This window comes from Niveibacterium umoris, from assembly GCF_014197015.1.
Classification (GTDB): domain Bacteria; phylum Pseudomonadota; class Gammaproteobacteria; order Burkholderiales; family Rhodocyclaceae; genus Niveibacterium; species Niveibacterium umoris.
In genome coordinates this window covers 1,914,509-1,938,857 of sequence record NZ_JACIET010000001.1, presented here as the reverse complement: position 1 = coordinate 1,938,857, position 24,349 = coordinate 1,914,509, and the positions used below count along the sequence as shown (strand labels likewise).

Annotated in this window: 29 protein-coding genes; 11 read left to right on the top strand and 18 right to left on the bottom strand. The window is 62.6% G+C overall.

Annotated elements, in window-relative coordinates; genetic code table 11:
* Positions 1-27: 27 nt before the first annotated feature.
* Both GGR36_RS08730 and wrbA read right to left on the bottom strand, forming a co-directional pair.
* Positions 28-384 carry a DUF2069 domain-containing protein gene (locus tag GGR36_RS08730; RefSeq protein ID WP_183634217.1) on the bottom strand — a complete coding sequence of 119 codons (357 nt, stop codon included), beginning with the start codon at positions 382-384 and terminating at the stop codon, positions 28-30.
* Positions 381-983 (bottom strand): NAD(P)H:quinone oxidoreductase, encoded by a 603-nt coding sequence (gene wrbA, locus GGR36_RS08725; RefSeq protein ID WP_183634216.1) that lies wholly within the window; start codon positions 981-983, stop codon positions 381-383. Before wrbA ends, GGR36_RS08730 begins: the two co-directional genes overlap by 4 nt.
* Positions 984-1,042: 59 nt before the next feature.
* On the opposite strand from wrbA, the gene GGR36_RS08720 reads away from it, so the two are divergent.
* Positions 1,043-2,236: a YihY family inner membrane protein gene (locus GGR36_RS08720; protein WP_183634215.1), complete on the top strand. Its 1,194-nt coding sequence runs from the start codon at positions 1,043-1,045 to the stop codon at positions 2,234-2,236.
* Here the strand turns inward: GGR36_RS08720 and GGR36_RS08715 are convergent.
* Positions 2,224-3,705 (bottom strand): hypothetical protein, encoded by a 1,482-nt coding sequence (locus GGR36_RS08715; RefSeq protein ID WP_183634214.1) that lies wholly within the window; start codon positions 3,703-3,705, stop codon positions 2,224-2,226. The genes GGR36_RS08720 and GGR36_RS08715 overlap by 13 nt on opposite strands.
* A 185-nt stretch (positions 3,706-3,890) precedes the next feature.
* Here GGR36_RS08715 and rpsP point away from each other — a divergent pair, with 185 nt between their 5' ends.
* From rpsP to erpA, 6 genes are all read left to right on the top strand, one after another.
* Entirely contained in the window at positions 3,891-4,139 is a 249-nt protein-coding gene (rpsP, locus tag GGR36_RS08710) for a 30S ribosomal protein S16 (protein ID WP_183634213.1), read from the top strand.
* Between the two features lie 25 nt (positions 4,140-4,164).
* Positions 4,165-4,671 (top strand): ribosome maturation factor RimM, encoded by a 507-nt coding sequence (gene rimM / locus GGR36_RS08705; RefSeq protein WP_183634212.1) that lies wholly within the window; start codon positions 4,165-4,167, stop codon positions 4,669-4,671.
* On the top strand, positions 4,671-5,465 hold the full coding sequence (trmD, locus tag GGR36_RS08700) for a tRNA (guanosine(37)-N1)-methyltransferase TrmD (RefSeq protein ID WP_183634950.1): 795 nt from the start codon (positions 4,671-4,673) through the stop codon (positions 5,463-5,465). Before rimM ends, trmD begins: the two co-directional genes overlap by 1 nt.
* A gap of 89 nt (positions 5,466-5,554) precedes the next feature.
* Complete coding sequence (gene rplS / locus GGR36_RS08695) at positions 5,555-5,932, top strand: 50S ribosomal protein L19 (RefSeq protein WP_183634211.1); 378 nt, start codon at positions 5,555-5,557, stop codon at positions 5,930-5,932.
* 104 nt (positions 5,933-6,036) lie between these two features.
* Positions 6,037-7,065, top strand: a complete 1,029-nt coding sequence (argC, locus tag GGR36_RS08690; RefSeq protein WP_183634210.1) for an N-acetyl-gamma-glutamyl-phosphate reductase — start codon at positions 6,037-6,039, stop codon at positions 7,063-7,065.
* 119 nt (positions 7,066-7,184) lie between these two features.
* The gene (gene erpA / locus GGR36_RS08685; protein ID WP_183634209.1) at positions 7,185-7,535 is read left to right on the top strand and encodes an iron-sulfur cluster insertion protein ErpA; all 351 of its coding nucleotides are present in this window, start codon (positions 7,185-7,187) and stop codon (positions 7,533-7,535) included.
* Between the two features lie 196 nt (positions 7,536-7,731).
* On the opposite strand, the gene aceA is transcribed toward erpA, so the two are convergent.
* The 4 genes from aceA to clpS all read right to left on the bottom strand — a co-directional run bounded on the left by aceA (position 7,732) and on the right by clpS (position 12,541).
* On the bottom strand, positions 7,732-9,036 hold the full coding sequence (aceA, locus tag GGR36_RS08680) for an isocitrate lyase (protein WP_183634208.1): 1,305 nt from the start codon (positions 9,034-9,036) through the stop codon (positions 7,732-7,734).
* A gap of 312 nt (positions 9,037-9,348) precedes the next feature.
* The gene (rraA, locus tag GGR36_RS08675; protein ID WP_183634207.1) at positions 9,349-9,843 is read right to left on the bottom strand and encodes a ribonuclease E activity regulator RraA; all 495 of its coding nucleotides are present in this window, start codon (positions 9,841-9,843) and stop codon (positions 9,349-9,351) included.
* Between the two features lie 108 nt (positions 9,844-9,951).
* Positions 9,952-12,231: an ATP-dependent Clp protease ATP-binding subunit ClpA gene (gene clpA / locus GGR36_RS08670; RefSeq protein ID WP_183634206.1), complete on the bottom strand. Its 2,280-nt coding sequence runs from the start codon at positions 12,229-12,231 to the stop codon at positions 9,952-9,954.
* Position 12,232: 1 nt separating this feature from the next.
* Positions 12,233-12,541 carry an ATP-dependent Clp protease adapter ClpS gene (gene clpS, locus GGR36_RS08665; protein ID WP_183634205.1) on the bottom strand — a complete coding sequence of 103 codons (309 nt, stop codon included), beginning with the start codon at positions 12,539-12,541 and terminating at the stop codon, positions 12,233-12,235.
* 382 nt (positions 12,542-12,923) lie between these two features.
* Between clpS and GGR36_RS08660 the strand changes: the two genes are divergently transcribed.
* The 3 genes from GGR36_RS08660 (at position 12,924) to GGR36_RS08650 (ending at position 14,288) form a co-directional block, all read left to right on the top strand.
* Positions 12,924-13,127 carry a cold-shock protein gene (locus GGR36_RS08660; RefSeq protein ID WP_183634204.1) on the top strand — a complete coding sequence of 68 codons (204 nt, stop codon included), beginning with the start codon at positions 12,924-12,926 and terminating at the stop codon, positions 13,125-13,127.
* A gap of 72 nt (positions 13,128-13,199) precedes the next feature.
* Positions 13,200-13,778, top strand: a complete 579-nt coding sequence (locus tag GGR36_RS08655) for a pseudouridine synthase (RefSeq protein ID WP_183634949.1) — start codon at positions 13,200-13,202, stop codon at positions 13,776-13,778.
* A gap of 123 nt (positions 13,779-13,901) precedes the next feature.
* On the top strand, positions 13,902-14,288 hold the full coding sequence (locus tag GGR36_RS08650; protein WP_183634203.1) for a DUF192 domain-containing protein: 387 nt from the start codon (positions 13,902-13,904) through the stop codon (positions 14,286-14,288).
* A 39-nt stretch (positions 14,289-14,327) separates the two neighbouring features.
* On the opposite strand, the gene gspN is transcribed toward GGR36_RS08650, so the two are convergent.
* From gspN to gspD, 11 genes are read right to left on the bottom strand one after another with little or no spacing between them, the layout of a single operon-like run.
* Positions 14,328-15,074 (bottom strand): type II secretion system protein N, encoded by a 747-nt coding sequence (gene gspN, locus GGR36_RS08645; protein ID WP_183634202.1) that lies wholly within the window; start codon positions 15,072-15,074, stop codon positions 14,328-14,330.
* A complete protein-coding gene (gene gspM / locus GGR36_RS08640; RefSeq protein WP_183634201.1) occupies positions 15,071-15,565 on the bottom strand; it encodes a type II secretion system protein GspM in 495 nt (164 codons plus the stop codon). Before gspM ends, gspN begins: the two co-directional genes overlap by 4 nt.
* The gene (gene gspL / locus GGR36_RS08635; protein WP_183634200.1) at positions 15,562-16,755 is read right to left on the bottom strand and encodes a type II secretion system protein GspL; all 1,194 of its coding nucleotides are present in this window, start codon (positions 16,753-16,755) and stop codon (positions 15,562-15,564) included. The genes gspM and gspL overlap by 4 nt, the downstream gene beginning before the upstream one ends.
* Positions 16,752-17,714: a type II secretion system minor pseudopilin GspK gene (gspK, locus tag GGR36_RS08630; RefSeq protein ID WP_183634199.1), complete on the bottom strand. Its 963-nt coding sequence runs from the start codon at positions 17,712-17,714 to the stop codon at positions 16,752-16,754. The genes gspL and gspK overlap by 4 nt, the downstream gene beginning before the upstream one ends.
* Entirely contained in the window at positions 17,677-18,252 is a 576-nt protein-coding gene (gspJ, locus tag GGR36_RS08625) for a type II secretion system minor pseudopilin GspJ (RefSeq protein WP_183634198.1), read from the bottom strand. The genes gspK and gspJ overlap by 38 nt, the downstream gene beginning before the upstream one ends.
* Entirely contained in the window at positions 18,249-18,620 is a 372-nt protein-coding gene (gene gspI / locus GGR36_RS08620) for a type II secretion system minor pseudopilin GspI (RefSeq protein ID WP_183634197.1), read from the bottom strand. Before gspI ends, gspJ begins: the two co-directional genes overlap by 4 nt.
* Positions 18,617-19,120 (bottom strand): prepilin-type N-terminal cleavage/methylation domain-containing protein, encoded by a 504-nt coding sequence (locus tag GGR36_RS08615; protein ID WP_183634196.1) that lies wholly within the window; start codon positions 19,118-19,120, stop codon positions 18,617-18,619. Before GGR36_RS08615 ends, gspI begins: the two co-directional genes overlap by 4 nt.
* Before the next feature lie 8 nt (positions 19,121-19,128).
* Entirely contained in the window at positions 19,129-19,563 is a 435-nt protein-coding gene (gene gspG, locus GGR36_RS08610) for a type II secretion system major pseudopilin GspG (RefSeq protein ID WP_183634195.1), read from the bottom strand.
* Between the two features lie 50 nt (positions 19,564-19,613).
* On the bottom strand, positions 19,614-20,816 hold the full coding sequence (gene gspF / locus GGR36_RS08605) for a type II secretion system inner membrane protein GspF (RefSeq protein WP_183634194.1): 1,203 nt from the start codon (positions 20,814-20,816) through the stop codon (positions 19,614-19,616).
* A 10-nt stretch (positions 20,817-20,826) separates the two neighbouring features.
* Positions 20,827-22,299 (bottom strand): type II secretion system ATPase GspE, encoded by a 1,473-nt coding sequence (gene gspE / locus GGR36_RS08600; RefSeq protein WP_183634193.1) that lies wholly within the window; start codon positions 22,297-22,299, stop codon positions 20,827-20,829.
* The gene (gspD, locus tag GGR36_RS08595; RefSeq protein ID WP_338086673.1) at positions 22,296-24,227 is read right to left on the bottom strand and encodes a type II secretion system secretin GspD; all 1,932 of its coding nucleotides are present in this window, start codon (positions 24,225-24,227) and stop codon (positions 22,296-22,298) included. The genes gspE and gspD overlap by 4 nt, the downstream gene beginning before the upstream one ends.
* On the opposite strand from gspD, the gene GGR36_RS22260 reads away from it, so the two are divergent.
* Entirely contained in the window at positions 24,135-24,347 is a 213-nt protein-coding gene (locus tag GGR36_RS22260; protein ID WP_338086680.1) for a hypothetical protein, read from the top strand. The two genes, gspD and GGR36_RS22260, sit on opposite strands and share 93 nt — an antisense overlap.
* Positions 24,348-24,349: the final 2 nt, after the last annotated feature.

Genomic DNA, 24,349 nt, shown 5'->3' with positions numbered 1-24,349 from the left:
AGAAACGGGCGCCTTGGGCGCCCGTATTTACTTCGTTGCCTGGCGCGAAGGCGCGGTGACCCTCGAATACGCTGCGCAAGAGGCAAACAACGCAAGCGCAAACAAGGTCTCTACTGCGGCAAGCTGGGCCGACAGGCCCGTGTCGCTGCTTGCGCGGACCACACCTTCAGTGAAGTACAGCCAGATCATCAGCGTGGTCCATTGAAAGGTATATCGCCGCGCGTGCAGCATGCCTCTCAACGGAGCAAGCAGAGGCAAGACCTTCAGCACGAGCCATGACCCTCCCGGCCGGACCGGCGCGAGCCATAGCTCCCAGCAAACACAAAGCGCGATCAGCGCCAGCAAGAAAGCAAGGCTTGCGCGGCGCAAGGTGGATTCGTTCATTGCCGTGCTCCCGCAAGTCTCGCTGCGATGTCGGCCAATCGCCGGCCTTGGGCAAACGCGAGCTTGCGTTCCGATTCCGAGAGGCGTGAGTCGCCTTGTCCGCCGGCGATGTGTGTCACGCCGTAGGGTGTGCCGCCAGTCTGCGTCGCGTGCAATTCCGATTCTGTGTACGGTACGCCGACGATCAGTGCGCCGTGGTGCAGCAGCGGCAACATCATCGAGAGCAGGGTGGTCTCCTGCCCGCCGTGCAGCGTGGCGGTGGACGTGAAGACGCAAGCGGGTTTGCCCGCCAGCGCACCGCTGAGCCACTGGGGCGAAGTGCCATCCAGAAAGTACTTCATCGGTGCCGCCATGTTGCCAAACCGGGTCGGACTACCCAATGCGAGTCCGATGCACTCTTCGAGGTCGCTTAGCTCTGCAAACGGCGGGCCATCGGACGGAATTGACGGCTGCGCGGTCTCAACCACGCTGCTAACTTTCGGTACGGTGCGCAGGCGGGCTGAAACGCAACCGCTCGATTCGATGCCGAGTGCAATCTGATCGGCCAGTGCGCGAACCGAACCGCGGTGGCTGTAATAGAGGACAAGGATTTCTTGCATGTTCGGCGGACCGATAGAATGGGGGCGGATTATACGCAGGGCAGGGAGCCGGGCGCCGGATGTATGAAATACGTCGATTTGTCGATCTGCTGATCGAGCGTTTTGTCGAAGTACGCGGATCGCTCGTTGCGAGCAGTCTCACATTTACGACGCTGCTGTCGCTGGTGCCGCTGATCGCCGTCAGCTTCACAGTGATGGGGCAGTTGCCGATGTTCTCCGAACTCGGAACGACGCTGAAGATCTTCCTGTTGACCAATCTGTTGCCGGACAAGGCGGGCAAGGTCATCGCGACCTACGCCGTGCAGTTTTCCCAGAAGGCGGAAAACCTCACCTTGTTTGGCGGCATCGCTTTGATCGCGACAGCGGTGTTGCTGTTGATGACCGTGGATCGTTCGTTCAACGCGATCTGGCAGGTCAAGCGCCCTAGGCCGATCTGGAACCGCTTCGCGCTTTACTGGCTCGCGCTGACAATCGGTCCGATCGTATTGGCGGCAAGTGTCGCGGCAAGCACCTATGCGATTACAGCATCGCTCGACGTGGTCGCGGATCCTGCCTGGCTGCGTACTGCAGTACTCCGGATGCTGCCCGTCGTCTTGTTCTCGGCGCTCTTCACGTACATCTTCTTCGCGGTACCCAATCGCCGAATTGAGCCTTGGCACGCAGCGGCCGGCGGCATCTTTGCCGGGATCGGGATAGTTGTGCTGCAACGCCTGCTGGGCGTCTACTTTGCGCGGTTCCCGACCTACACGCTGTTGTACGGCACCTTTTCAGCCGTGCCGATCTTTCTCGTCTGGCTCTATTCGACCTGGCTGGTGATTCTGGTCGGCGCGATGGTGACCGCAGTCATTCCTGATTTTCTGGCGCGACGCCGGCTCTTGCCGCAGTCGGTCGCGGGGCGTTTCTACGCAAGCGTCCGTTTGCTCTCTGCGCTCGAAACGTCGCAGAAGGCGGGGCGGCTGACCAGTCTTGCCTGGCTCGCTACCGCATCACGGCAGCGGATCGAAGAGACAGAAGCAATGCTCGAATCCATGCGCGAGGCTGGGTGGGTGTGCGAGACCGATGCGGGAGGGTGGTTGCTGATCGGGTCTGCAGGCGCAGTAGGCGCGAAAGAGCTGTTTTCGCGATTTGTGTTGTCGTCGGAAGACATCGCGAAGTTGGGGGCCGCGGACGACGAAGCCTCGCAAATGTCAGCCAGCGAACTGGCGGCGGCGATTGCTGGCGTGCTGGGCCAAGGCAAAGATCAGATCGGGTAGGGGTCGATCTCGAACTGGAAGAGTTCGATGTTGGCGGTCTGCATGTCCAGGCTGAGCAAGCGCCCTTGGGCGATGTAGATACGATCCAGATCCGATACCAGTGCGAAGCGGCGCGACGTGTAGGTGCCGGTCGGGGCCAGAATCGCCGGGTGGTGCCGCAGCGCGGGCATGGCCGGCAGCACCAAGGCTTTCACCATCTTGCTCGGGCGCTCGCGCGCACCGCGGAAACCAACGGTTACCGGCGTCGCGCCGGTGGATACGATCTGCAGGCCGAGCTCGATTTGCGACGGGTTCTCGCTGCGAATCCAGCGCACGACGCAGACGTTCCATGGCTGCTCATCGTCCCTGCGCAGCGCAACCGCGGTTCCGGCGGCCAGTCCCGCGGCAACGCCGGCCACATGCATGATGGCAAACCCGCCGGGGCTTTCATTGATCACCTGCCATTCCTGAACGTCGCCCGCCTGTGGCGCGCTGCCGCGCATGATCGTCCAGATGGCATTGATGCCGGAGCAGGCCTGAACCGTGTATTGCGTTTTGCGTCGTGGCTGCTCCCGCTTTACTGGCAGCGTCCATTCGTTGCGAAGGCGCTGCAATAGCGACAGCGGCTGCACGCCGACCGCCACGCGGGGAAGGTTCAACTCGAACGGCTGTTGACCGGCTTCGAGGCGGGCGAGATGTTCGCCGACCCGCTTGGCAAGGGCTGCCGGAGATGCAAACACCAGTTGTTGCCCACTCGGCGGTACGCGGCGTGACGCTGACTGCGGGCCGTCTTCGCTGACTGCGGCAATCCAGTACCAGCCGTGGTCTGGTGCGCTCGGCGCCTTCAAGTCAAGCTGTAGCAGAGATGCGATCCGGTTGAGGTATTCGCAGATCCAGTTGATTTCTGGCTGCGAAAAGCGCTCAAGCTGCAGTGTGCCCAGCGCCACGAGCCTTTTGAAGGCGAATTGAGCGCTTTCGCCGCCCGCTTCGGGGTTTGCCGCTTCGTCGCCGGCTGCCGAAATCAGGGATACCGACAGCGGCCACAGTTCCGAGACATGCATGCCTCCGGAGAGGCCTGCAAGCTCCCAGGCTTCGCTGAGCATCCTCAAACCGCGCGAGGCGAGGGTCTCAATCAGGCGGGCCTGGGGTCTGATGGCGCCACTGCGCACATGACCGGTAACCTGGAGGAAGCCGCTCGCGATGGAACACATCGCTTCAACGACCTGACGCGCCGTGGTGTGCAGGTTCCGGTCTAACGGCAGGCCGGCTTCCATCAGGCGCGGTTTGAGCTCGGAGCCGGCGCGCAAAGCGCGCGAGTAAAACAGTTCAATACATCGATGGAATTGCGTCGGAGCTACGCCAGGCGTGGCGAGCGAATCGAGTTGCCGGCGAATCTGGATCGTTTCATCCGCCAGATCCGACGATGGCGGCGCAGCAAGCCAGTCCAGGATCGCTGCAGTGCTACCGGGGTCGGCTGTGGTTGTGGTCATCGCGCGGCGTGAACGTTGAATGGGCCGTATTCTATTAGCGATTGGTGCTCGTTCGTCGACCGATTGCGTGTATCTAAGCTTGCCGCAGTTCGGCGCTCGCGTTTAGTTACGGGGATGTTGCGGTTGTTCGCTGTATCTGGTATTTTGGCGAGCTTTTCTGCAGACCGCATAGACAGGATTTCACCATGGTCGTGATTCGCCTTGCACGGGGCGGCGCCAAGAAGCGCCCGTTCTTCAATATTGTTGCCACCGATTCTCGTAGCCGCCGCGACGGCCGTTTCATCGAGCGCGTCGGTTTCTACAACCCGATGGCCAGCGAGTCCGAAAAGGGGCTCGTGATCAATGCCGAGCGTCTTGCTTACTGGCAGTCGAACGGTGCGCAGTTGTCCGAGACCGTTGAGCGTCTGGTCAAGGGCGGCAAGGTTTCGGCTTGATTCCTGATTTCGGGGGCGGTCGTCGATGATTGTCCTCGGCCGCATCGCGGATCCGTACAGCATTCAGGGATGGGTAAAGGTTCACGCCTTCGGCGATGATCCGATCTCTTGGCGCAGCATGCCGCAATGGTGGCTCTGCGCCGATCCCGATGCACCCGATAGTGCTTGGCAGCCATACAAGTTGCGTGGTTGCAAGGCGCACGGCAAAGGGATAGTCGCTGCCTTTGTCGGCGTCGCGGACCGGACGGCGTCGGAAGGTCTGGTGGGGCTCTATATCGGGGCGCCACGAGAGGCCCTGCCAGAGACCGGGCTTGACGAGTATTACTGGGCCGACCTCGTTGGTTTGAAAGTTGAAAACGTCGCGGGTACGCCGCTAGGCACAGTGAGCGGCTTGCTGAGCACCGGTGCTCACGACGTGCTTCAGGTTGTAGAAGGTGACCACGAGCGACTGATCCCGTTCGTGGGGGCCTATGTGTTGGACGTCGACCTCGCTGAGAAGCGGATTCGCGTGGATTGGGAAGTCGACTGGTGATTGCCGACGGCGCTGCCACGCGTCGATATGATGTCGTGACGCTGTTTCCAGAGATGTTTTCGGCGCTCACTGACAGTGGGATTACGCGGCGTGCGATCGAACGCCGGCTCTGGCAACTGAGTTGCTGGAATCCGCGTGACTTTGCCACCGACAATCATCGTACGGTCGACGATCGTCCTTACGGTGGTGGTCCAGGAATGGTCATGCTGGGAGATCCGTTGGCGGCTGCACTGGCTGCCGCGCGATCGGCGCAGGCTGCTGTGACTGGCAGGGCCGGTAAGGTCGTGTATCTCTCGCCGCAGGGACGCAGGCTGGATCAGGCCCTGGTGAGTGAGTTGGTGCAGGAAGACGCATTGGTCTTGCTGTGTGGGCGTTATGAAGGGGTGGATCAGCGTCTGATCGATCGCGAGATTGATCTGGAGCTCTCGATCGGCGACTTTGTGGTGTCCGGCGGTGAGTTGCCGGCGATGTTGTTGCTGGATGCGCTGATCAGGCATTTGCCTGGCGCGCTTAACGATTCCGCATCGGCAATCGAAGATTCGTTTGTTGATGGGCTGCTTGACTGTCCGCACTACACCCGGCCTGAAGTGTGGTGTGGCAAGGCGGTTCCCGACGTGCTGCTGTCGGGCGATCATGCCCGGATACGGCGCTGGCGTTTGAAGCAGGCGTTGGCGCGCACGTTGGCGAGGCGGCCGGATCTGATTGCGGCGCGGCGCCTGAGCAAGGAAGAATTGATCCTGCTGGACGAAATCCGGCGGGATAACGCGGCAGAGCCGCAAGCGGGGAAGTGCTAGCACTTCCGGAACGAAGAAAGTCATGTACCAGGTGGCGACCTGCTCTGCATGGAAGGCCAAGTGCCATTGATCGAAGTTAGGAGATACGCATGAATCTGATTCAACAACTTGAGCAAGAAGAAATCGCTCGCCTCGGTAAGACGATCCCCGACTTTGCGCCCGGTGACACGGTTGTGGTCCAGGTCAAGGTCAAGGAAGGTAACCGTGAGCGTCTGCAGGCTTACGAAGGCGTCGTGATCGCCAAGCGTAACCGCGGGCTGAACTCCAGCTTCATCGTTCGCAAGATCTCGTCGGGTGAGGGTGTCGAGCGTACGTTCCAGACGTACTCGCCGCTGGTGGCTGCGATTGAAGTCAAGCGTCGCGGTGATGTGCGCCGTGCCAAGCTGTACTACCTCCGCGATCGTTCGGGCAAGTCCGCACGTATCAAGGAAAAGCTGCCGACGCGCGCGGCCAAGGCCGCCGAATAAACCGGTAGCCTTACCAAGGTTTCGTGCCGGACAACGCCCCGCTCGTCGGGGCGTTGTCACATCCGGGGTTCTAGAATGCCCGCTCGTTTCAGGGAGTCGAAATCATGATCAAGGTTGGGATTGTTGGCGGTACCGGTTACACCGGCGTCGAACTCCTGCGGCTGCTCGCGCAGCACCCAGGTGTCGAACTGGCGACGATCACGTCGCGCTCTGAAGCAGGAATGCCGGTTGCGGACATGTTCCCGAGCCTGCGGGGGCGCGTCGCACTGAAGTTCGAGGATCCTCAGTCGGCCGGTCTCCGTGATTGCGACGCAGTGTTTTTTGCGACGCCGCATGGTGTGGCGATGGCCCAGTCGCCTGAGTTGGTGGCGGGCGGAACAAAGGTCATCGATCTGGCGGCCGACTTCCGCCTCAAGAGCCTGGACGAATTCAGCAAGTGGTACAAGATTCCGCATACAGCGCCTGATTTGCTGGAAGAGGCGGTATACGGGCTGCCTGAAATGAACCGGGCTGCGATCAAATCGGCGCGCGTGATCGCGAACCCGGGCTGCTACGCGACAGCTGTCCAGCTCGGGTTCTTGCCGCTTGTCGAGGCTGGCGTGGCGGATCTGGACTGCCTGATTGCGAATGCGGCATCGGGCGTTTCGGGGGCCGGCCGCAAGGCAGAGGTGGGGTCTTTGTTCGCGGAAGCCAGCGACAATTTCAAGGCCTACGGCGTCCCGGGTCATCGTCACCTGCCCGAAATATGCCAAGGCCTTGAACAGGCTGCCGGGCGCAAGGTCTCGCTGACATTTGTGCCGCACCTGCTGCCGCAGATCCGCGGCATTCTTGCCACGCTGTACGCGCGTGTACCTGTGGACGTCGATGTTCAGGCGCTTTTCGAGGAGCGTTTTGCCGGCGAGCCCTTTGTCGATGTCATGCCCCCGGGAAGCACGCCCGACACCCGCTCGGTGCGCGCTTCGAACACTGTCCGAATTGCGGTGCATCGACCCCAGGGCGGTGACACGGTCGTGGTGTTGGTTGCCGAAGATAATCTGGTGAAGGGCGCGGCAGGGCAGGCGGTACAGAACATGAATCTGATATTCGGACTTGAAGAAACCACCGGATTGACCCATATCCCAGTATTGCCCTGAAAAAGCGGCACAGCACCAGCTCGCTTATCGGGAACCGGTCGGACTGCCAAGTGTCGAATCGATTTGACCGGTGCCGCACCGAAACTCATAATCAATGTCTTATGAATCAGGAGTTTGCAATGAACGCTGTGACTGACACCCCCGACTTCCTGGTCTTTACAGACAGTGCGGCCAGCAAGGTTAAGGAACTCATCCTCGAAGAAGGCAATCCGGACCTCAAGCTGCGTGTTTTTGTAAGCGGTGGCGGCTGCTCGGGGTTCCAGTACGGATTCACCTTCGATGAAATCACGAACGATGACGATACCGTCGTGACCAAGGAAGGCGTGACGTTGCTGATCGATCCGATGAGCTACCAGTACCTGACGGGCGCCGAGATCGACTACACCGAAGGGCTCGAAGGTGCGCAGTTCGTGATCAAGAATCCGAACGCGACCAGCACCTGCGGCTGCGGATCGTCGTTTTCGGTCTGATTTACAGCCACACAGCAGATGAAACCCCGCTTCGGCGGGGTTTTTCTTTGGGGGCGTGGGCTGCGGCCGGGCAAAAAAAGAGCGCCGCTGCGTCCCCCCACGCGATGCGGCGCTAGCCCCCGGGTCAGAGACCCGGGAAGTGGCTTCTTGGACCTTCTACACAGTTGGCTTCTGTGACCGGGTGGCTCCCAGGGGTTCAGTGGTCCTTCTTATCAAAGAACTGCTCATCCTCGGTCGAGCCCTTCAGCGCTGCGGTCGAGGCATCACGTTCGATCGTCGTCGTAACGGCGTCGAAGTAGCCGGTGCCGACTTCGCGCTGATGCTTGACCGCGGTGAAGCCGCGCTCGGCTGCGGCGAACTCGTTTTCCTGCAGTTCGACGAAGGCCTTCATCTGCTCGCGGGCATAGCCGTAGGCGAGGTTGAACATCGAGTAGTTCAGGCTGTGGAAGCCGGCCAGCGTGATGAACTGGAACTTGTAGCCCATCGCGCCGAGTTCCTTCTGGAACTTTGCAATCGTTGCGTCGTCGAGGTTCTTCTTCCAGTTGAAGGACGGCGAGCAGTTGTAGGACAGCATCTTGCCCGGGAATTTCGCGTGGATCGCTTCGGCGAAAGCCTTGGCGTAGGCCAGATCGGGCTTGCCGGTTTCACACCAGATCAGGTCGGCGTAAGGTGCGTAGGCGAGTCCGCGCGAGATCGCCTGCTCCAGACCCGGCTTGGTACGGTAGAAGCCTTCGATGGTGCGCTCGCCGGTGCAGAAGGGCTTGTCGGTGTCATCGACATCGCTGGTGATCAGGTCGGCGGCTTCGGCATCGGTACGCGCGACCAGCACCGTCGGCACGCCCATTACGTCGGCGGCGAGGCGGGCTGCGACGAGCTTTGCGACCGCTTCACGCGTCGGGACGAGGACCTTGCCACCCATGTGGCCGCACTTCTTCACGGAGGCGAGTTGGTCTTCGAAGTGCACACCGGCGGCGCCCGCCTCGATCATCGACTTCATCAGTTCGAAGGCGTTCAGCACGCCGCCGAAACCGGCTTCCGCATCGGCCACGATCGGAGCGAAGAAATCGACATAGCCTTCGTCACCCACGTTCTTGCCTTCCGACCACTGGATCTGGTCTGCGCGGGTAAAGGTGTTGTTGATGCGTTTGACCACCATCGGCACAGAGTTGGCGGGGTAGAGCGACTGGTCGGGATACATCTCGCCCGCGAGGTTTGCGTCACCCGCGACCTGCCAGCCAGAGAGGTAGATCGCCTTGAGGCCGGCCTTGACCTGCTGCATGGCCTGGTTGCCGGTCAGGGCGCCCAGCGCATTCACGAAAGGCTCGTTGTTGATCAGCGTCCAGAGCTTTTCAGCCCCGCGGCGGGCGAGCGTGTGTTCCACCTGAATCGAGCCACGCAGCCGGACGACGTCCTCTGCCGTGTAGCCGCGCTTGATTCCCTTCCAGCGCGGGTTCTCCGCCCAGTCCTTCTTCAGCATCTCGATTTGCATGTCGCGATTCATGGTGTTCCCCCAGCAAACAAACGTCGTCCAATTTCAGCCCCACCGAATGCCAGCGAAAGGCTGCTCCCGTTGGAATGCAGTATAGGCGGGGAATTGGTCTGTAGCAATATGTCTTATATAAGATAGAAGAAAAAAGTTAACCACGTAAAAACAATGGGATACAAATGGCGTATCACAATACGAGATGGAGGAACGTGATTTGAAACGTACGTTTGAATGCGATGCATGGTCGCAGGCTGGAAGTGGCGGTCCGTGTGAGGGCCGAACCACCGCCAACGCCATCTGGCGCGTTGCGCCCGGAACGGGCTGCGTTCAGGTGAGCGGGGTCTCGCTCACCAAGACGCCATCCTCGTCGGCGTAGAGCCATTCGCCGGGGTGCAGGCGTACGCCTCCGAAGGCGATCGTGACGTCGATCTCGCCGACATTTCGCTTTAGCGACTTCTGAGGATGCGGCGCCAGTGCCATGACGCCAAGATCCAGCGTGCCGATCGCGGCCGTATCGCGAACACATCCGTATACGAGAACGCCACCCCACGCGTTGCGCACGGCCATCTCGGCAAGCTGGTCGCCCAGCAAGGCGCAGCGCAAAGATCCACCGCCGTCTACGACCAGAACACGACCGTAGCCGGGCTGCTCAAGCTGCTTGCGTACAAAGCTGTTGTCTTCAAAGAGCTTCAAGGTGCTGATCGGGCCTGAGAAGCGCTGACGCCCGCCGAAGTGACGGAAATGTGGTTCCAGCACGCGCAGACGGCCCTCCGCCAGCAACCCTTCGTTTGCGTCGCACAGATCTGTCGTCTGGAAAGTCATGGCAGTCTCCGGTGTCGGGTCGGTCAGGAGCCCTCAGCATAGCGGCCGAAGCCCGAAAGAGGAAAGGCCACCCGAAGGTGGCCTTTGTCTTCGCCTGGATCCGCGGTGTCAGGCGTGTGCGGGCTCAATCTCTTCTTCGAACGACAGCACGACCTTGCCTTCGTCGCCAATGCCAATCGTGACCTTCCCTCCGTCGACAAGACGCCCAAACAGCAACTCGTCGGCGAGCGCGGCGCGGATCGTGTCCTGGATGAGGCGAGCCATCGGCCGCGCACCCATCAAGGGGTCGAAGCCCTTGTTCGCCAGCCACTCGCGCAGTGCATCCGTAAAGCTGGCTTCGACCTTCTTCTCGGCCAGTTGTCCCTCCAACTGCATGAGGAACTTGTCGACGACCTGCAGGATGATTTCGCGGTCGAGCGGCCGGAAGGAAATGATTGCGTCGAGACGATTGCGGAATTCCGGCGTGAACAGACGCTTGATCTCCACCATCTCGTCGCCGAGCTCGCGCGTCTGCGTAAAGCCCATCGTATTGCGTTGAATCGTTTCCTGGCCCGCATTGGTGGTCATGATGATGATGACGTTGCGGAAATCGGCCTGGCGCCCGTTGTTGTCGGTGAGCGTGCCGTGGTCAAGCACCTGCAACAGGATGTTGTAGATATCCGGATGCGCTTTCTCGATTTCGTCGAGCAGCAGCACGCAATGCGGCTTCTTGGTGATCGCTTCGGTCAGCAGGCCGCCTTGGTCGAAGCCGACGTATCCCGGTGGCGCGCCGATGAGGCGGCTGACGGCGTGGCGTTCCATGTATTCCGACATGTCAAAGCGGACAAGCTCAATACCCATGGTGTACGCGAGTTGCCGTGCGACCTCGGTCTTTCCGACGCCAGTGGGGCCGCTGAACAGGAAACCGCCAATCGGCTTCTGCGGATTGCCAAGGCCCGAGCGCGACATCTTGATGGCCTTGGCGAGCGCATCGATCGCCGCGTTCTGGCCAAAGACGACGTTCTTCAGATCGCGGTCCAGATTGCGCAGTGCGGTCTTGTCGTCCGACGAGACGCTACGGGGCGGGATGCGAGCGATCTTGGCGACGATTTCCTCGATCTCGCCTTTCCCGATGGTCTTCTTCTGCCGCGACTTGGGCAGGATGCGTTGTGCTGCACCCGCTTCGTCGATGACATCGATCGCCTTGTCCGGCAGGTGACGGTCATTGATGTAACGCGCCGACAGTTCTGCCGCACTGGTCAGTGCGGCCTGCGAGTACTTGACCCCATGGTGCTGCTCAAACCGAGACTTGAGGCCTTTGAGGATCTCGATCGTTTCGGGGATCGACGGCTCGTTCACATCCACCTTCTGGAAGCGGCGGGATAGCGCGTGATCCTTCTCGAAGATCTGGCGGAATTCGTTGTAGGTGGTCGCGCCGATGCACTTGAGCTGCCCGCTCGAAAGCGCGGGCTTGAGCAGGTTCGAAGCGTCCAGCGTGCCGCCCGACGCCGCACCGGCGCCGATCAGCGTATGGATCTCGTCGATGAACAGGATTGCATTGTCAGTTTCGACCAAAGCCTTGAGGACGGCCTTGAGGCGCTGTTCAAAATCGCCACGATATTTCGTGCCGGCCAGCAGCGATCCCATATCCAGCGCGAAAACCTGCGCATTCTCGAGAATCTCCGGAACACGACCTTCGATGATGCGGCGTGCGAGGCCCTCGGCAATCGCCGTCTTGCCAACGCCAGCCTCGCCTACCAGCAAGGGGTTGTTCTTGCGCCGCCGGCACAGCGTCTGGATGACGCGCTCGACTTCCTTGTCGCGCCCGATCAAGGGGTCGATCTTTCCGACCAGCGCGGCCTGGTTCAGGTTCTGCGTGAAGTTCTCAAGTGCGCCATTGGTGCTCGCCGTTTCCTGTTCGGCTTCGCCCTGTTCGCTCTCAGATTTTTCCGCGCTGGGTTTCGGCGTCGGCTGCGGCGATTTGGTAATGCCGTGCGAAATGAAATTCACCACATCCAGTCGCGTAATGCCCTGGCGATTGAGGAAGTAGACGGCGTGCGATTCCTTCTCGCCGAAGATGGCGACCAGAACGTTTGCACCTGTCACTTCCTTCTTGCCCGAGGATTGCACATGCAGGATCGCGCGCTGGATCACGCGCTGGAATCCCAGCGTAGGCTGCGTATCGATGTCTTCCTCGCCGCCCACGGTGGGTGTGTGTTCGGTGATGAATTGCGTGAGTTCGCGCCGTAACTCGTCCGTGTTGGCTGCACACGCGCGCAGCACTTCTGCGGCCGAGGGGTTGTCCAGCAGCGCTAGCAAAAGATGTTCGACGGTGATGAACTCGTGGCGCTTTTGCCGCGCTTCCACGAACGCCATATGCAGGCTGACTTCAAGTTCCTGGGCGATCATTTCAGTTCTCCTCCATCACGCAGGCCAGCGGATGCTGGTGCTGCCGCGCGAATGCGCTCACCTGTTCGACTTTGGTCGCGGCGATGTCCTTGGGAAAGACACCGCAAACTCCACGACCCTCCCTGTGCACTTGGAGCATGACGCGCGTTGCTTGTTCGCGATCAAGCGAAAAAAACTTCTGCAGCACGATCACCACAAAATCCATCGGCGTGAAATCGTCGTTCAGGAGAACGACCTTGAAGAGCCGGGGCGGCCGAGTCTTCGATTTTTCCGCTTCGAGTACGAATTCAGACTGCTTTTTCGTCGCCATGCGGCCCATTCTAAACACTCCGCCCGATACTTCAACAACACGGGATATCGGGGTTTTCGGCGGATTTTCAACACTCTTGAGCGCTTTGTGGCGGCGTGCTGCATTGCGTCGTAAACTATCGGCCTTCGGCAAATTGCAGTTGATTTTTCCGATTAACTATTTGTCATGATTGTTGGTGTTGCAAAAAAGTGTTGACGCCGACTTCCTGCAAGGCGTAAAAGCCGCGGGAACACGCGTTTCCGGAGTGCTGGCGCGCTGCGATCCACGGCCCCGGCCGAATTGCAGCGATGACCGACCGAAGAGTGGCTTCGGGATGCGCGTGTCGGACCGCCCGGAAACGGGAGCATCGACAGCAACACACCGAAGGACTAGAGGAAGCAATATGGCAACTGGCACCGTCAAGTGGTTCAACGACGCCAAGGGATTCGGATTCATCACGCCGGACGACGGCAGCGAAGACCTGTTCGCGCACTTCTCCGCCATCAACATGAACGGCTTCAAGTCGCTCAAAGAAGGTGAGAAGGTTTCGTTTGAAGCCGTGCAAGGCCCAAAAGGCAAGCAGGCTTCGAACATCCAGCGCGCCTGACCGCGTCCGCCGCACGTCGGCGTGACCAACAAGCCCGCCGCTCCCGGCGGGCTTTGTCGTTTTTTGGAAGCCATGACGCGAATCGTCCTGCTCAACAAGCCGTTTGGCGTGCTCAGCCAGTTCACCGGCGATGCCACACAACGCACCCTGGCCGAATGCGGGCTGCCGGCCGACGTTTATGCTGCAGGGCGGCTGGATGCGGACAGCGAGGGCTTGCTGCTGCTTACCGACGACGGTCAGTTGCAGCAGCAATTGGCGAACCCGCGCCACAAGCAAGCGAAGACCTACTGCGTTCAGGTGGAACGGGAACCGGATGAGGCTGCGCTGGCGCAGCTGCGGCGTGGTCTGGATCTGGGGGATTTCGTCACGCGCCCCTGCGAAGCACTGCGCATCGACGAGCCCGACTGGCTGTGGCCGCGCGATCCCCCGGTGCGGTTCCGCAAGTCCGTACCGACGTCGTGGATCGAAATCCGGCTGACCGAGGGAAAGAACCGTCAGGTAAGGCGGATGACCGCCAAGGTGGGCTTCCCCACGCTGCGGCTGATTCGCGTCGCGATTGGCGAATGGCGCGTCGAGGGCCTCGCGCCCGGCGAGTGGCGAGAGGTCGGCCTCGACAAGTCGCCATCCGCCACGCGCTCACGTCGTGGCTGAACGGTCGTCATGGCGACGCCTGATAACATTTTGCCCGCGTAGCCAACGCAACCGATCCAATCACCCAAGAGGTTTCAAGTGTTGAGAAAGCTTCTGCTTGCATGTGCCCTGGCAGGGCCTGCGATGCAAGCGTGCGCCGATGTGCTGCCGCATGCCGAACTGAGTGTGGGTATGCACCGTATCGACGCCGAAGTCGCAGCCACCGAAGAGTCGCGCATGGTTGGCCTGATGTACCGGAAATCCATGCCCGAAACGCGCGGCATGCTGTTCGTGTTTGACGTGCCGGCAAGCCACTGCATGTGGATGAAGAACACGCTGATTCCGCTGTCGGTGGCCTTCATCGACGATGGCGGGCGGATCGTCAACATCGAAGAGATGGCCGCCGAGACCGAGGAAAGCCATTGCGCAGCAGCACCAGTGCGCTTTGCCCTTGAAATGAACCGTGGTTGGTTTCAGGCGCGCGGGCTGAAGAAGGGGGCTCGACTCTCGGGCTTGCCGCGTCCGCACTGACAAGAGAGAGCCAGTCTGTCTCCTGGCGCGGGAACAGCCCTAATTCCCGAGGTTGAAGCGATACTCGCCGGCGCTTCCGGTGGGTTGGACGAACTTGCCCGCGACTGCCGGCAGACGTTGAAGGAAGCTCGGGTCGCCCTTCACGGTGCCGCCAAATTGCCAGTGCCCGGCATCGACAAAGCCCTGTGCTTCGATGCGCGTCTCACCTCGCAAGGTGGTCCACGCCACGGTAAGGCGTTCGCCCTCACCGCGTGTGTCGAGTTGATAATCGCCGAGCGGGCGACCCCGCAGCACATCGACCGCGGCGCCTGACCAGCGTAGTGACAGGCGTCCGTCGCAGCGTCGTGCCCAGGTGCAGCGCCACTGCGTCGTCTCGGCCTGCACGTCGCCGCGCCAGCCAAGGCGTCCGAATGCGTGCGGAATGCGTTCCATGGCGAAACGTGCCGGCGCCGCCAGCGAGAGCCCATCGGCGCGCCAGCCGCGAATCCCCGCAGCGATTTCGCCCGCAGGTTTTTCATCCGCCGTGAGTTGCCACGCGGCGTCCCCGCGCAGCAGTTGCGCAGGCAGCCAGCGCCATTGGAGCGAAACCCAGGGCTGCGCGCGCAAGCTCACCGGGTCGACTACCGTGAGTGTGCCTTTGCCGTTCCATAGCGTGCCTTCAATCAGTGCGAGTCGCACCTCGCCCGAGGTCGCGCTTTTGACAGCCGTATCCATCAGCCATGACGGCGCGCGCAGCGCGATCGACAGCGCCAGCAATACGAGGAATAGCAGGGCGCGGCGGATCACTGGGCGCCCGGTGGCGTCAGGTCGGCTTCAAACGCGACGCCGCTTGGTCCACGTGTCGCACTCAGCCGCGTTGCACGAAAGCCATGGTCGCGCTGCGCTTCGGCGAGCCAGTCGATCAACACATCGAAACTGCCCGACCCGGTGGCGTGCAGGCCCCCGCCATCAACCCGAACATCCATCGTCAACCCCCGGCCCCGCGCGCTTGCCTGCATGGGCTCGGCGAGGCCGGCGGCGGTCTCGGCGGGCCGCGCCTGCTGGCGCTGCAAGCGCTGCACCTCGGCGGCATCGTCGCGCATCGCTGCCAGGCGCGCCTGCGCGATCGGCAGGGCTTTGGCGAGGCGTTTGCGTTCGGCGATGCTCCAGTCGGCGAGGGACCATAGCGCGGCGATGCCAACCACCGCCACCATCGCGGCGAACATGGTGCGCTCGCGCGGCGCTAGCCCGGCCCACCATGCACGTGCGGTTTGCAGACGTTCCTGAATCGCGCTCATTGCGAGACCTCCTTGCGAATCGCGAGCCGGTTATCGCCTTGTTGTGCGACAGTGAGGCCGCGGGCGTTGAGGCGCTGCGTGATCGAACTGATCTGTGCCCCGACACGCGGCGACAAGGTGAGTTCCAGGCGGCCGTTCTCGTACTTCATGCCGTCGAGCGCATCGCGGGCGTCACCGCCGAGCACCTCGCCGACCAGCGCCAGCAGCGCGATCGCGTCGTCATCGCCGAGTTGGCCGTGGGCGCGCTTGAGCTGATTGAGCTGGCTTCGCATCTGCGCCGCCGGATCGACGATCGGCTGATTCGGGAATGCAGTGCGGAATACCGTTTGCATGCGATCTCGCGCTTCCTTGAGCTGGCCGCGCTGCCACAGCACCTGCCCCGCCGATAGCACCAGCTCCGCCGCGATCGCGGCCGCCATAACCCACAGCACCGGGCGCGCGCGGCGCAACCAGGCCATGCGCTCCTTGTCCGACATGAACTCGCCGTGAAGCAGGTTGGTGCCGCCCGTCGCGGCAGACCACTGGTAGGGCGCGCCTTCCTCGACCGGAATCGAGAGCGTCTCCTGCCAGGCGGCGATATCGAACTGCGGAGCGCCGGGTGCGCAGTGGAGCACGCAGCGGGCAGGCAGGCGGTTTGCATCGCGCGCCTGTTGTGCGGCGGTGAGCAACAAGGGCGGGGGTGAAACGCCGTCCAGATCGAAGGCGAAGGGCGTTGGCGCGACGCCCACGACAACTGCCTGCGTGAGACCACAATGCAGGGTCCAGTCGCCCTCGACGCCGAGGGCGGTGGTTTGTACTTCGGCCACGGCGCGGCGCGGTGGGCGGCCCAGCGCTTCGAGCTGCGAGACGATCTGGCGCAGGCGGTCGCGCGCGCACACCAGTACCCGTGCGGATTCGCCGTCGCGGTCGGTGATCGTGTAGTGCTGGCTGTCAGGCTCCTGCACCAGTTGGTCTTCGAGTGCGAACCGGATCAGGCGGTCCTGCTCGCGTTTGGGCGCACGCGGCAGGCGGGTCGTCAGCCAGACGGTCTGGGTGCCGGCGAGCACGAACTCGGTTTGTTCGGCGGCTGGCCAGTGACGTGGTTCCGACTCGCCGGCGGAAGCCGTGCGTCCGTCGGGGCCGACCAGTTCCCATTCGCAAACGGGTTCCTGGGGCCAGGATTCGGTGATGTAGAGGCGAAGCAGGGTCATAGAATCTTCTGCCAGATGATTTCAGGCCAGTTGCCGGTGGCGGCGTTCACGCCACGGGCGAGGAGAACTTGCATGCGTGTGGTGGCGCCGCCGAAGTGGGCGCGGCCCGACGCCAGGAAGTAGTAGCTCTTGCAGCCGAAGCGCTGATGGTCGACCGTCAGGTAGCTGCGCGATTCGAAGTCCGCGATGTCCTTGAACCAGGCTGTGTTCCGGCCGGTGACGAGAGCACGCGCCGCACTCAGGCTGAGTCTGGCGATCGTTGCGGAAAGCACCTCGGCACTGGCGGTGTTCACATTGATCATGGTGCGCGAGGGGCTCGCCGGCAATGCTGTGACGAAAGGGCGCAGCCGCTCGATCGTCGTGGCGTCAAAGCCCGGCACGTTGCTCAACTCGTCAACGCTGACCAACGGCGCGTTGAGCGGCTTCACCGTGCTTGAACCGTCCGGGCCCGGCGGGTATGCGCTCGGGTCTTCGACGGCGTTGTCGATCCATTGCGCGAGGACGACCGAGAGCAGGGCGGCCTGGGTTGCGTTGAGGCCGACATTTTCCAGCAGCAACGCGAATTCCTTGACGGCATCCTTGTCGGTCACCCCATTGGGCGCGAGGTTGTTGAGGTTGAAGCGGCCGGAAAGGTCTTCGATCTCGCCGCTCACTTCGCCTTCATCGACCGGCGTCGGCGGCACCTTCACCGCCCATGCCTCGCCGAAGTGATCGACGTTGCCATTGGTGCGGGCGTCGTCGGCGAGTACGTTGCGCGCCCAGTCCACCGCGCCGCGTGCCAGCCAGCGCGCTTGCGCCAGGTCGTGCCGCCCGGAAAGGCTTTCGACCGCGAAGCCGAAGGCTGCAACGACCGACGCGGCGATGGCGGCGACCAGGGCGACCGTGAGCATCGCCATGATCACCGCGACACCGCGCTGGCGTTCAGTGCACAGCGAATACGCGCGAGATCTTGCCGACATCGGCGAGCTCCAGTTGCATGCGGATTGCGGCGGGCAATTCGTTCGCCATGTTGGCGTTCTGAGGCCAGGCATCGACTTCCTGACCGTTGCGGGTGACGAAGCGCCAGTTCAGTGACTTGACCTGTTGCAGCATCGCGTCGTCACTGCCGGGTGTGTCGCTGCTGATGCGCTGGCGTGTCAGCAGCAGTGTCTGGTCCTCGATATGCCAGATGTGTTGTTCGACTCCACCGTTGCTGCCGTCGTGGCGCAAGAGGGTCAACTGTTCGAGCTGGCCGCCACGCATCAGCGAGAGCGTCGCGGCGCCCTGGGTGGTGCCGCTCTGCGGGCGCGGCGCGAGCTGGGTGAGATCGTTCTCGATCAACTGCATGACCCGCGCGATCTGCCGCCAGCGCGCGTACTCTGCTTCCATGCGGTCGCGCGTCGCGATCATGCTGCTGACGGCGCGATAGGACAGCACGCCAAGCACCGCGAAAATGGCAATCGCGACCATCACTTCGATCAGGGTCAGGCCGTGGGGGCGTCGCAGCGTGCGCGTCATGTCAGTGGCTTGACCATGAAGCCGGTGAGACGCGATAGCGCATGATCGCCATCACCGACCAGCGACACGCTCACGTCCACGCGGCGGAACAACGCATTCGGTGTCGGTTTGACTTCTTCGCGCCAGCGGAACTCCCGACCCGCCTGCGTCACGGTGCCTTCGTAGCGGCCGGGCTCAAGAAAGTGCCCGAGCGCGCGATGTTCGGCGAGCCGGTCCTGCGCGATCCAGTCTGCAATCAGGCGTTCCCGCAGATCGTTGGCGCTGCCGGTTGCCAGGCCGACGGCGCGAAAGCCGGCAGCAAGCACCACGGCGAGAATCGCCAGTGCGACGAGCACTTCGAGGAGCGTGAAACCGCGGTGCCGCTTCATTTCGGGGCCTCGACGGCTACGATGCGTTCGAGGACCACTTCGCCGCCGGGGCGGGAGCGATAGGCGAGCTCGCCTTCCGGCGTCTGCAAGCGCACTTCAAAGTCGGGCATTTCCGCGCCGAACACCAAGGGCGGCTCGACGGTCGTGGGACGTCCTCGCAGCTTCACGCCCAGCCAGGAAAAACCTTCAGGCAGCATCCGTTCGGCGAGTGAGTCGCCCTCGGTGACCGGGCGCCAGTTACCTTCGGTGTCGAGGGTGCTGAAGCGATACCGGCCGGGCAGGAATTCCGCGGCGATGGGTGTACCGCGCACGGCTGCGCGCTCGCCGGCCGCTTCCAGCACGAGTCGCAGGCGGTCAGCCTCGCGTTCATCGTCGCGACGTGACATGCCCTCAAGGCTGAAGGTTACCGCCGATGCGGTAATGGCGAGCACGACGAGCACCACCATCACCTCGATCAAGGTGAAGCCGTATTGGCCTGAGGTGCCGCCGCGACGCGCCATTGCTGTGTTCAGTTCTGCCAGTTGCCGATGTCGGCGTCGTTGCCTTCGCCGCCGGACTGGCCGTCGGCACCGAAACTGAAGACGTCGAACTCACCATGCACGCCGGGCGCCAGGTACTGGTAGGGGTTGTTCCACGGATCTTTCGGAAGCTTGTCGAGGTAGCTCTTCCAGTTGTCCGGAACCGGCGCCACACTCGGTTTCTGCACGAGGGCCTGAAGGCCCTGCTCGGTCGTCGGGTAGCGGCGGTTGTCGAGCTTGTAGAGCTTGAGTGCCTGGCTGATCGCGGCGATATCCTGCCGGGCGGCGACGACGCGGGCTTCGTCCGGGCGGCCCATGACCTTGGGGACGATCAGCGCGGCAAGGACGCCGAGAATGACGATGACGACCATCACCTCGATCAGGGTGAAGCCGCGGGTGGATTTCGGTGTGCGCCGGTTTGTCATGCGTGACCTCTGTGGCGGGTTGGTTCGGAGATTGTTCGACGCTGCGTCGATTATTTGAGCAGCGTGTTGATTTCAATGATCGGCTGCATCACGGCGAGCACGATGATCAGCACCATGCCACCCATGAGCAGCAGCAGCAGGGGTTCGAGCAGGCTGGTCATGACGGCCGTGCGGGTCTCGAGTTCGCCCTGTTGCAGGCGCGCGGCGCGGTCTAGCATCGCATCAAGCTGGCCGGTCGCTTCGCCGCTGGCGATCATGTGCGTCAGCAGGGGCGGGAAGCGTCGCGTCGCACCCAGCGCGCGGGACAGGCTCATGCCTTCGCGCACCCTGTCCGCTGCTTGCCCGATGGCGTCGCGCAAGGGCAGCCGCACGACCACCTGACGACCGGCATCGAGCGCCGCGAGCAAGGGCACGCCGCTGCCGACCAGGATCGCGAGCGTGCTGGCGAAGCGGGTGGTGTCGAGTGCGCGCAGGTGTCGGCCGATCAGCGGCAGCCCGAGCAACCAGACGTCCCAGCGACGCCGCACGGCGTCTTCACGCAGCGCCTGTCGCAAGCCGAAAATGCCGCCCGCGATCGCCAAGGCCAACAGCCAGCCCCAGCCGCGCAGGAAGTCCGATACCACGATGAGGGCACGGGTCAGCCATGGCAGCGTCTGTTTGCTGCTCTGGAACACGCCGACGACTTGCGGCACCACATAGGTCAGCAAGCCGATCACCACCATCAGCGCCACTGCCGCGACGATGGCCGGATAGATCAGTGCCTGCAAGGTTTTGCGCCGCAACTCGTCGCGCCGTTCCAGGTAGTCGGCGAGCTGGTTCATCACCTTGGCCAACTCTCCGGACTTTTCCCCCGCGGCGATCGAGGCGCGGTAAATCGTCGGGAATGAGAGGGCATGGCGATCGAGCGCCGCGCGCAGCGAATAGCCGGCGAGAATCTCGCTGCGCACGCCGGCCAGCACTTGCCGCACCGCTTCGCGCTCCGCCTGGTCGCCGAGCGCAGAGAGGGCCTGTTCGACCGTCAGGCCGGAGGTCAGCAGCGCGGCCCACTGGCGTGTCAGCAGCACCAGTTCGGATTCGCGCAGCTTGCGTGTCGAACCAAGGCCTGACTTCTTGCTGCCGCTCGCCGCGACCTCAAGGGGAAAAAATCCCCGCTCGCGCAGCTGCGATCGCGCAGAACGTGCGCTGTCCGCCTCAATAACGCCGTTCAGGGTACGGCCATCCGGATCGACCGCGCGGTACTGGAAAGCTGCCATCGCGTCAGCCTCAGTCGCGTGTCACGCGGAGCAGTTCTTCCGCCGACGTCACACCTTCCGCGAGCAGGCGCATGCCGTCCTCTCGCAGCGTGCGGAGGCCGTTGCCGCGGGCAGCGTCACGCAATTCGTTTTCGGAGGCACGATCATGCACCAGGCGCTGCACAGCGTCGTCCAAGGTCAGCATCTCGTAGACGCCGGTGCGGCCGGCGTAGCCGGTATGTCCGCAGGCAGTGCAACCCTTCGCATGCCACAGCGTGGCCGGGCAGCCTTCGCCTACCGCAAGACGATCATTCTCGTCCGCCGGGCGGGCGTCGCGACATTGCGGGCACAGGCGCCGCACAAGGCGTTGCGCCAGCACGCCGCGCAGCGTGGAGGCGAGCAAAAAGGGCTCGACGCCCATGTCGATCAATCGCGTGACGGCGGAGGGCGCGTCGTTGGTGTGCAAGGTCGCCAGCACCATATGGCCGGTGAGCGAGGCCTGCACCGCGATCTGCGCGGTTTCGAGGTCGCGGATCTCACCAATCATGATGACATCCGGATCCTGTCGCAGGATCGACCGGAGCGCGCGCGCGAAGGTCAGGTCGATGCGCGCATTGACCTGGATCTGGCCAACGCCCGCGAGGTCGTATTCGACCGGGTCCTCGACGGTGACGATATTGAGTGTGCGACCATCGAGTGTACGCAACGCGGCATACAGTGTGGTGGTCTTGCCCGAGCCGGTAGGGCCTGTAACGAGCAGGATGCCGTGCGGTTGGGTCAGGATGCCGTCGAAGGTCTTGCGGGTGCCATCCGACATGCCCAGCGCGTTGAGGCCGAACTGCGTCGCATCCTTGTCGAGCAGTCGCAGCACGATGCGCTCGCCGTGCGAGGTTGGCAGCGTCGAGACACGCACGTCAATCTGACGGCCGGCCAGCCGCACGCCGATGCGGCCATCCTGCGGCAGCCGTTTTTCGGCGATGTCGAGGTTGGCCATGATCTTGATGCGGGACGACATGGCTGCATGCAGCGCGCGATGCGGGCGTGCGATCTCGACCAGCACGCCGTCGCGCCGCAAGCGCACCACCGAGTAGGTTTCGTAAGGCTCGATGTGGATGTCCGAAGCGCGCTCGCGCACCGCTTGAGTCAGCAGCGCGTTGATCATGCGGATGATCGGCGCGTCGTCTTCCGCTTCGAGCAGATCCTCGACCGGAGGCAATTCCTGCATCAGCTGCGAGACGTCGATGTCCTGTCCGACGTCGGCGGCAACTTCCGCTGCATTGCTCTCGCCCTGGCTGTAAGTTTCGGATAGCCGTGCTTCGAACGCGCCACGGCCGATCGAGCTGATGCGCAGCGGGCGGCCCGCCAAGCGACGCACTTCCGCGAGGGCAGCCGGGTTGGCGTCTTCGCGGGCGACGACTTCGGCGAACGCATCCGCGACCTCGCCGAGCAGAACGCCGTGCGCCCGCGCGAACGCGTAGGGAAGGCGGCCGGGGAGGGTGCTCATGGCTTAGCGGCGGATTCGGTAGCCGCTGGCTGCGCTGCCTTCGGGGGCGCCGGCGTTGCTGCCGGTGTGTCGCGATTAGGCAGTTGAGGCTCGGCGCCGTTGTCAGGCATCAGGTAGTTGCGCGTGGTACCCGGCTGGCGTTGCAGGCCGAGGATGTCGTCGTAGCGCTCGTTGGTGAAGCCTTTCGTGTCGGCGTCGCCCCGCACGATTTTTGGCCGCAGAAACACGACCAGATTGGTCTTTTTGCGCGAACGCGTGTCGTAGCGGAACAGGCTGCCCACAAACGGAATGTTGCCCAGGAACGGGACCTTGTCGGCACCGTCCTGCGATTCATCCTGGATCAAGCCGCCCAGCGCGATGATGGATCCGTCATCGACAATGACGTTGGTATCGATCGAACGCTTCTTGGTCGTCGGACCGGCAGCCGTGTTGGACTTGACGGTGGAGTTCTCTTCCGAGATCAGAAGGCGGATCGCGCCGCCTTCGGAGATCTGCGGCTTGATCTTGAGGGTCAGGCCGACGTCCTTTCGTTCGATCGTCTGGAACGGGTTGCTTGGTGTCGTGCCACCACCGGTGTTGGTGTATTGGCCCGTCAGGAAGGGCAGGTTCTCGGCGACGACGATCTTGGCTTCTTCGTTGTCGAGCGTGAGCAGCGTCGGCGTCGACAGGATGTTGGCCTTGCTCTGCGATTCGAGGAATCGTGCCAGCACCTGAAGGTTGAGGATGTCGCCAATGCCAGGAATATTGACGGACCCGGAACCGACGAGCACGTTAAGCCCCGCGCCCAGCAGCGTTTCTTTGCCGGACGCAGCGCCGATCAAAGACGGCGTGGCGCCGGTGAAGTTGGTGCCACCGCCGACATAGGTGCTGCTGCCGTTCGGCTTCTCCCCGGCGAACCATTGCACGCCGAACTCCGCGGCGTTTTCCGAACTCATCTCGGCGATCAACGCTTCGACATACACCTGAGCACGGCGCCGGTCGAGCTGGTCGATGACCTTGCGCAAGTTGTTGTAGACGGGTTCCGGCGCAGTGATGATCAGCGTGTTTGTTGTCGCATCGGCTTGGATCATGCCGCCGCCGCTTGCGGTGACCGAACCTCCGGTGTTCCCTGCTGGCGCGTTGTTGGCGCCGCCACCGGCATTGGGCGATGCGCCGGCGTTCGACGACGAGGTATCGCCGGAGACGATGGCCCGCAAGGTTTGCGCAACCTTCGTCGCTTCGGCGTTTTTCAGGAATACGACGCGGATGTTGCCGGCGGCTCCGGGCTGGTCAAGCGTATTCACCAACTGCCGGACGGTGGCGAGTTTGGATGGGTTATCGCTGCGTACAAGCAAACTGTTGGTCCGGCTGTCTGCCTGCACGCTGATTCGCTGGCTTGCATCCTGCCCTGCGCCAGCGCCTGCTGAATCTCCGACGAGTCTGTTGATAGTCGTTGCGAGATCGATCGCCGAGGCGTTTTGTACCGGGATTACCCGGATGTCCCCCTGTGGTACATCGATCGAGGCCAGAACCTGTCCGATGCGCACGACGTTTTCCGCATAGTCCGTTACCACCAGTGTGTTGTTACCGGGATACGCGGTGACGGTGTTGTTGGGGGAGACGAGCGGACGAATCACGGGGACCAGCTGCGCTGCGGACTCGTGGCGCACCTGGAAGACTTGCGTGACGATCCGGTCACCGGTTGCCGCGGTCTTGCGTCCGGACGGCACTGCGTGCAGTTTCGCATCGACTTCCGGCAGGATCTTGACGACACCGTTGGATTCAACTGCCGTGTATCCCTGCATCCGCAGGGCGGACAGCAGGATCTGGTACGTCAGTTCCTTTGGTACCGGTTGTTGGGTCGTGATGTTCAGCGTGCCGCGCACTCTTGGATCGACCAGGAAATTCTTTCCGGTGATCTTGCTGATCGCGCGAATGACCGCATCGATCTCAGCGTTCACGAAATTCAGCGTGACGGTTTCACCATCATTGGGTGCCGAAAAGGCTGGCTGGGTTGCGACAAGCGCAGCAATCATCAGCCCGGCCATGCCGCGCCGGACAAGGTTTGATC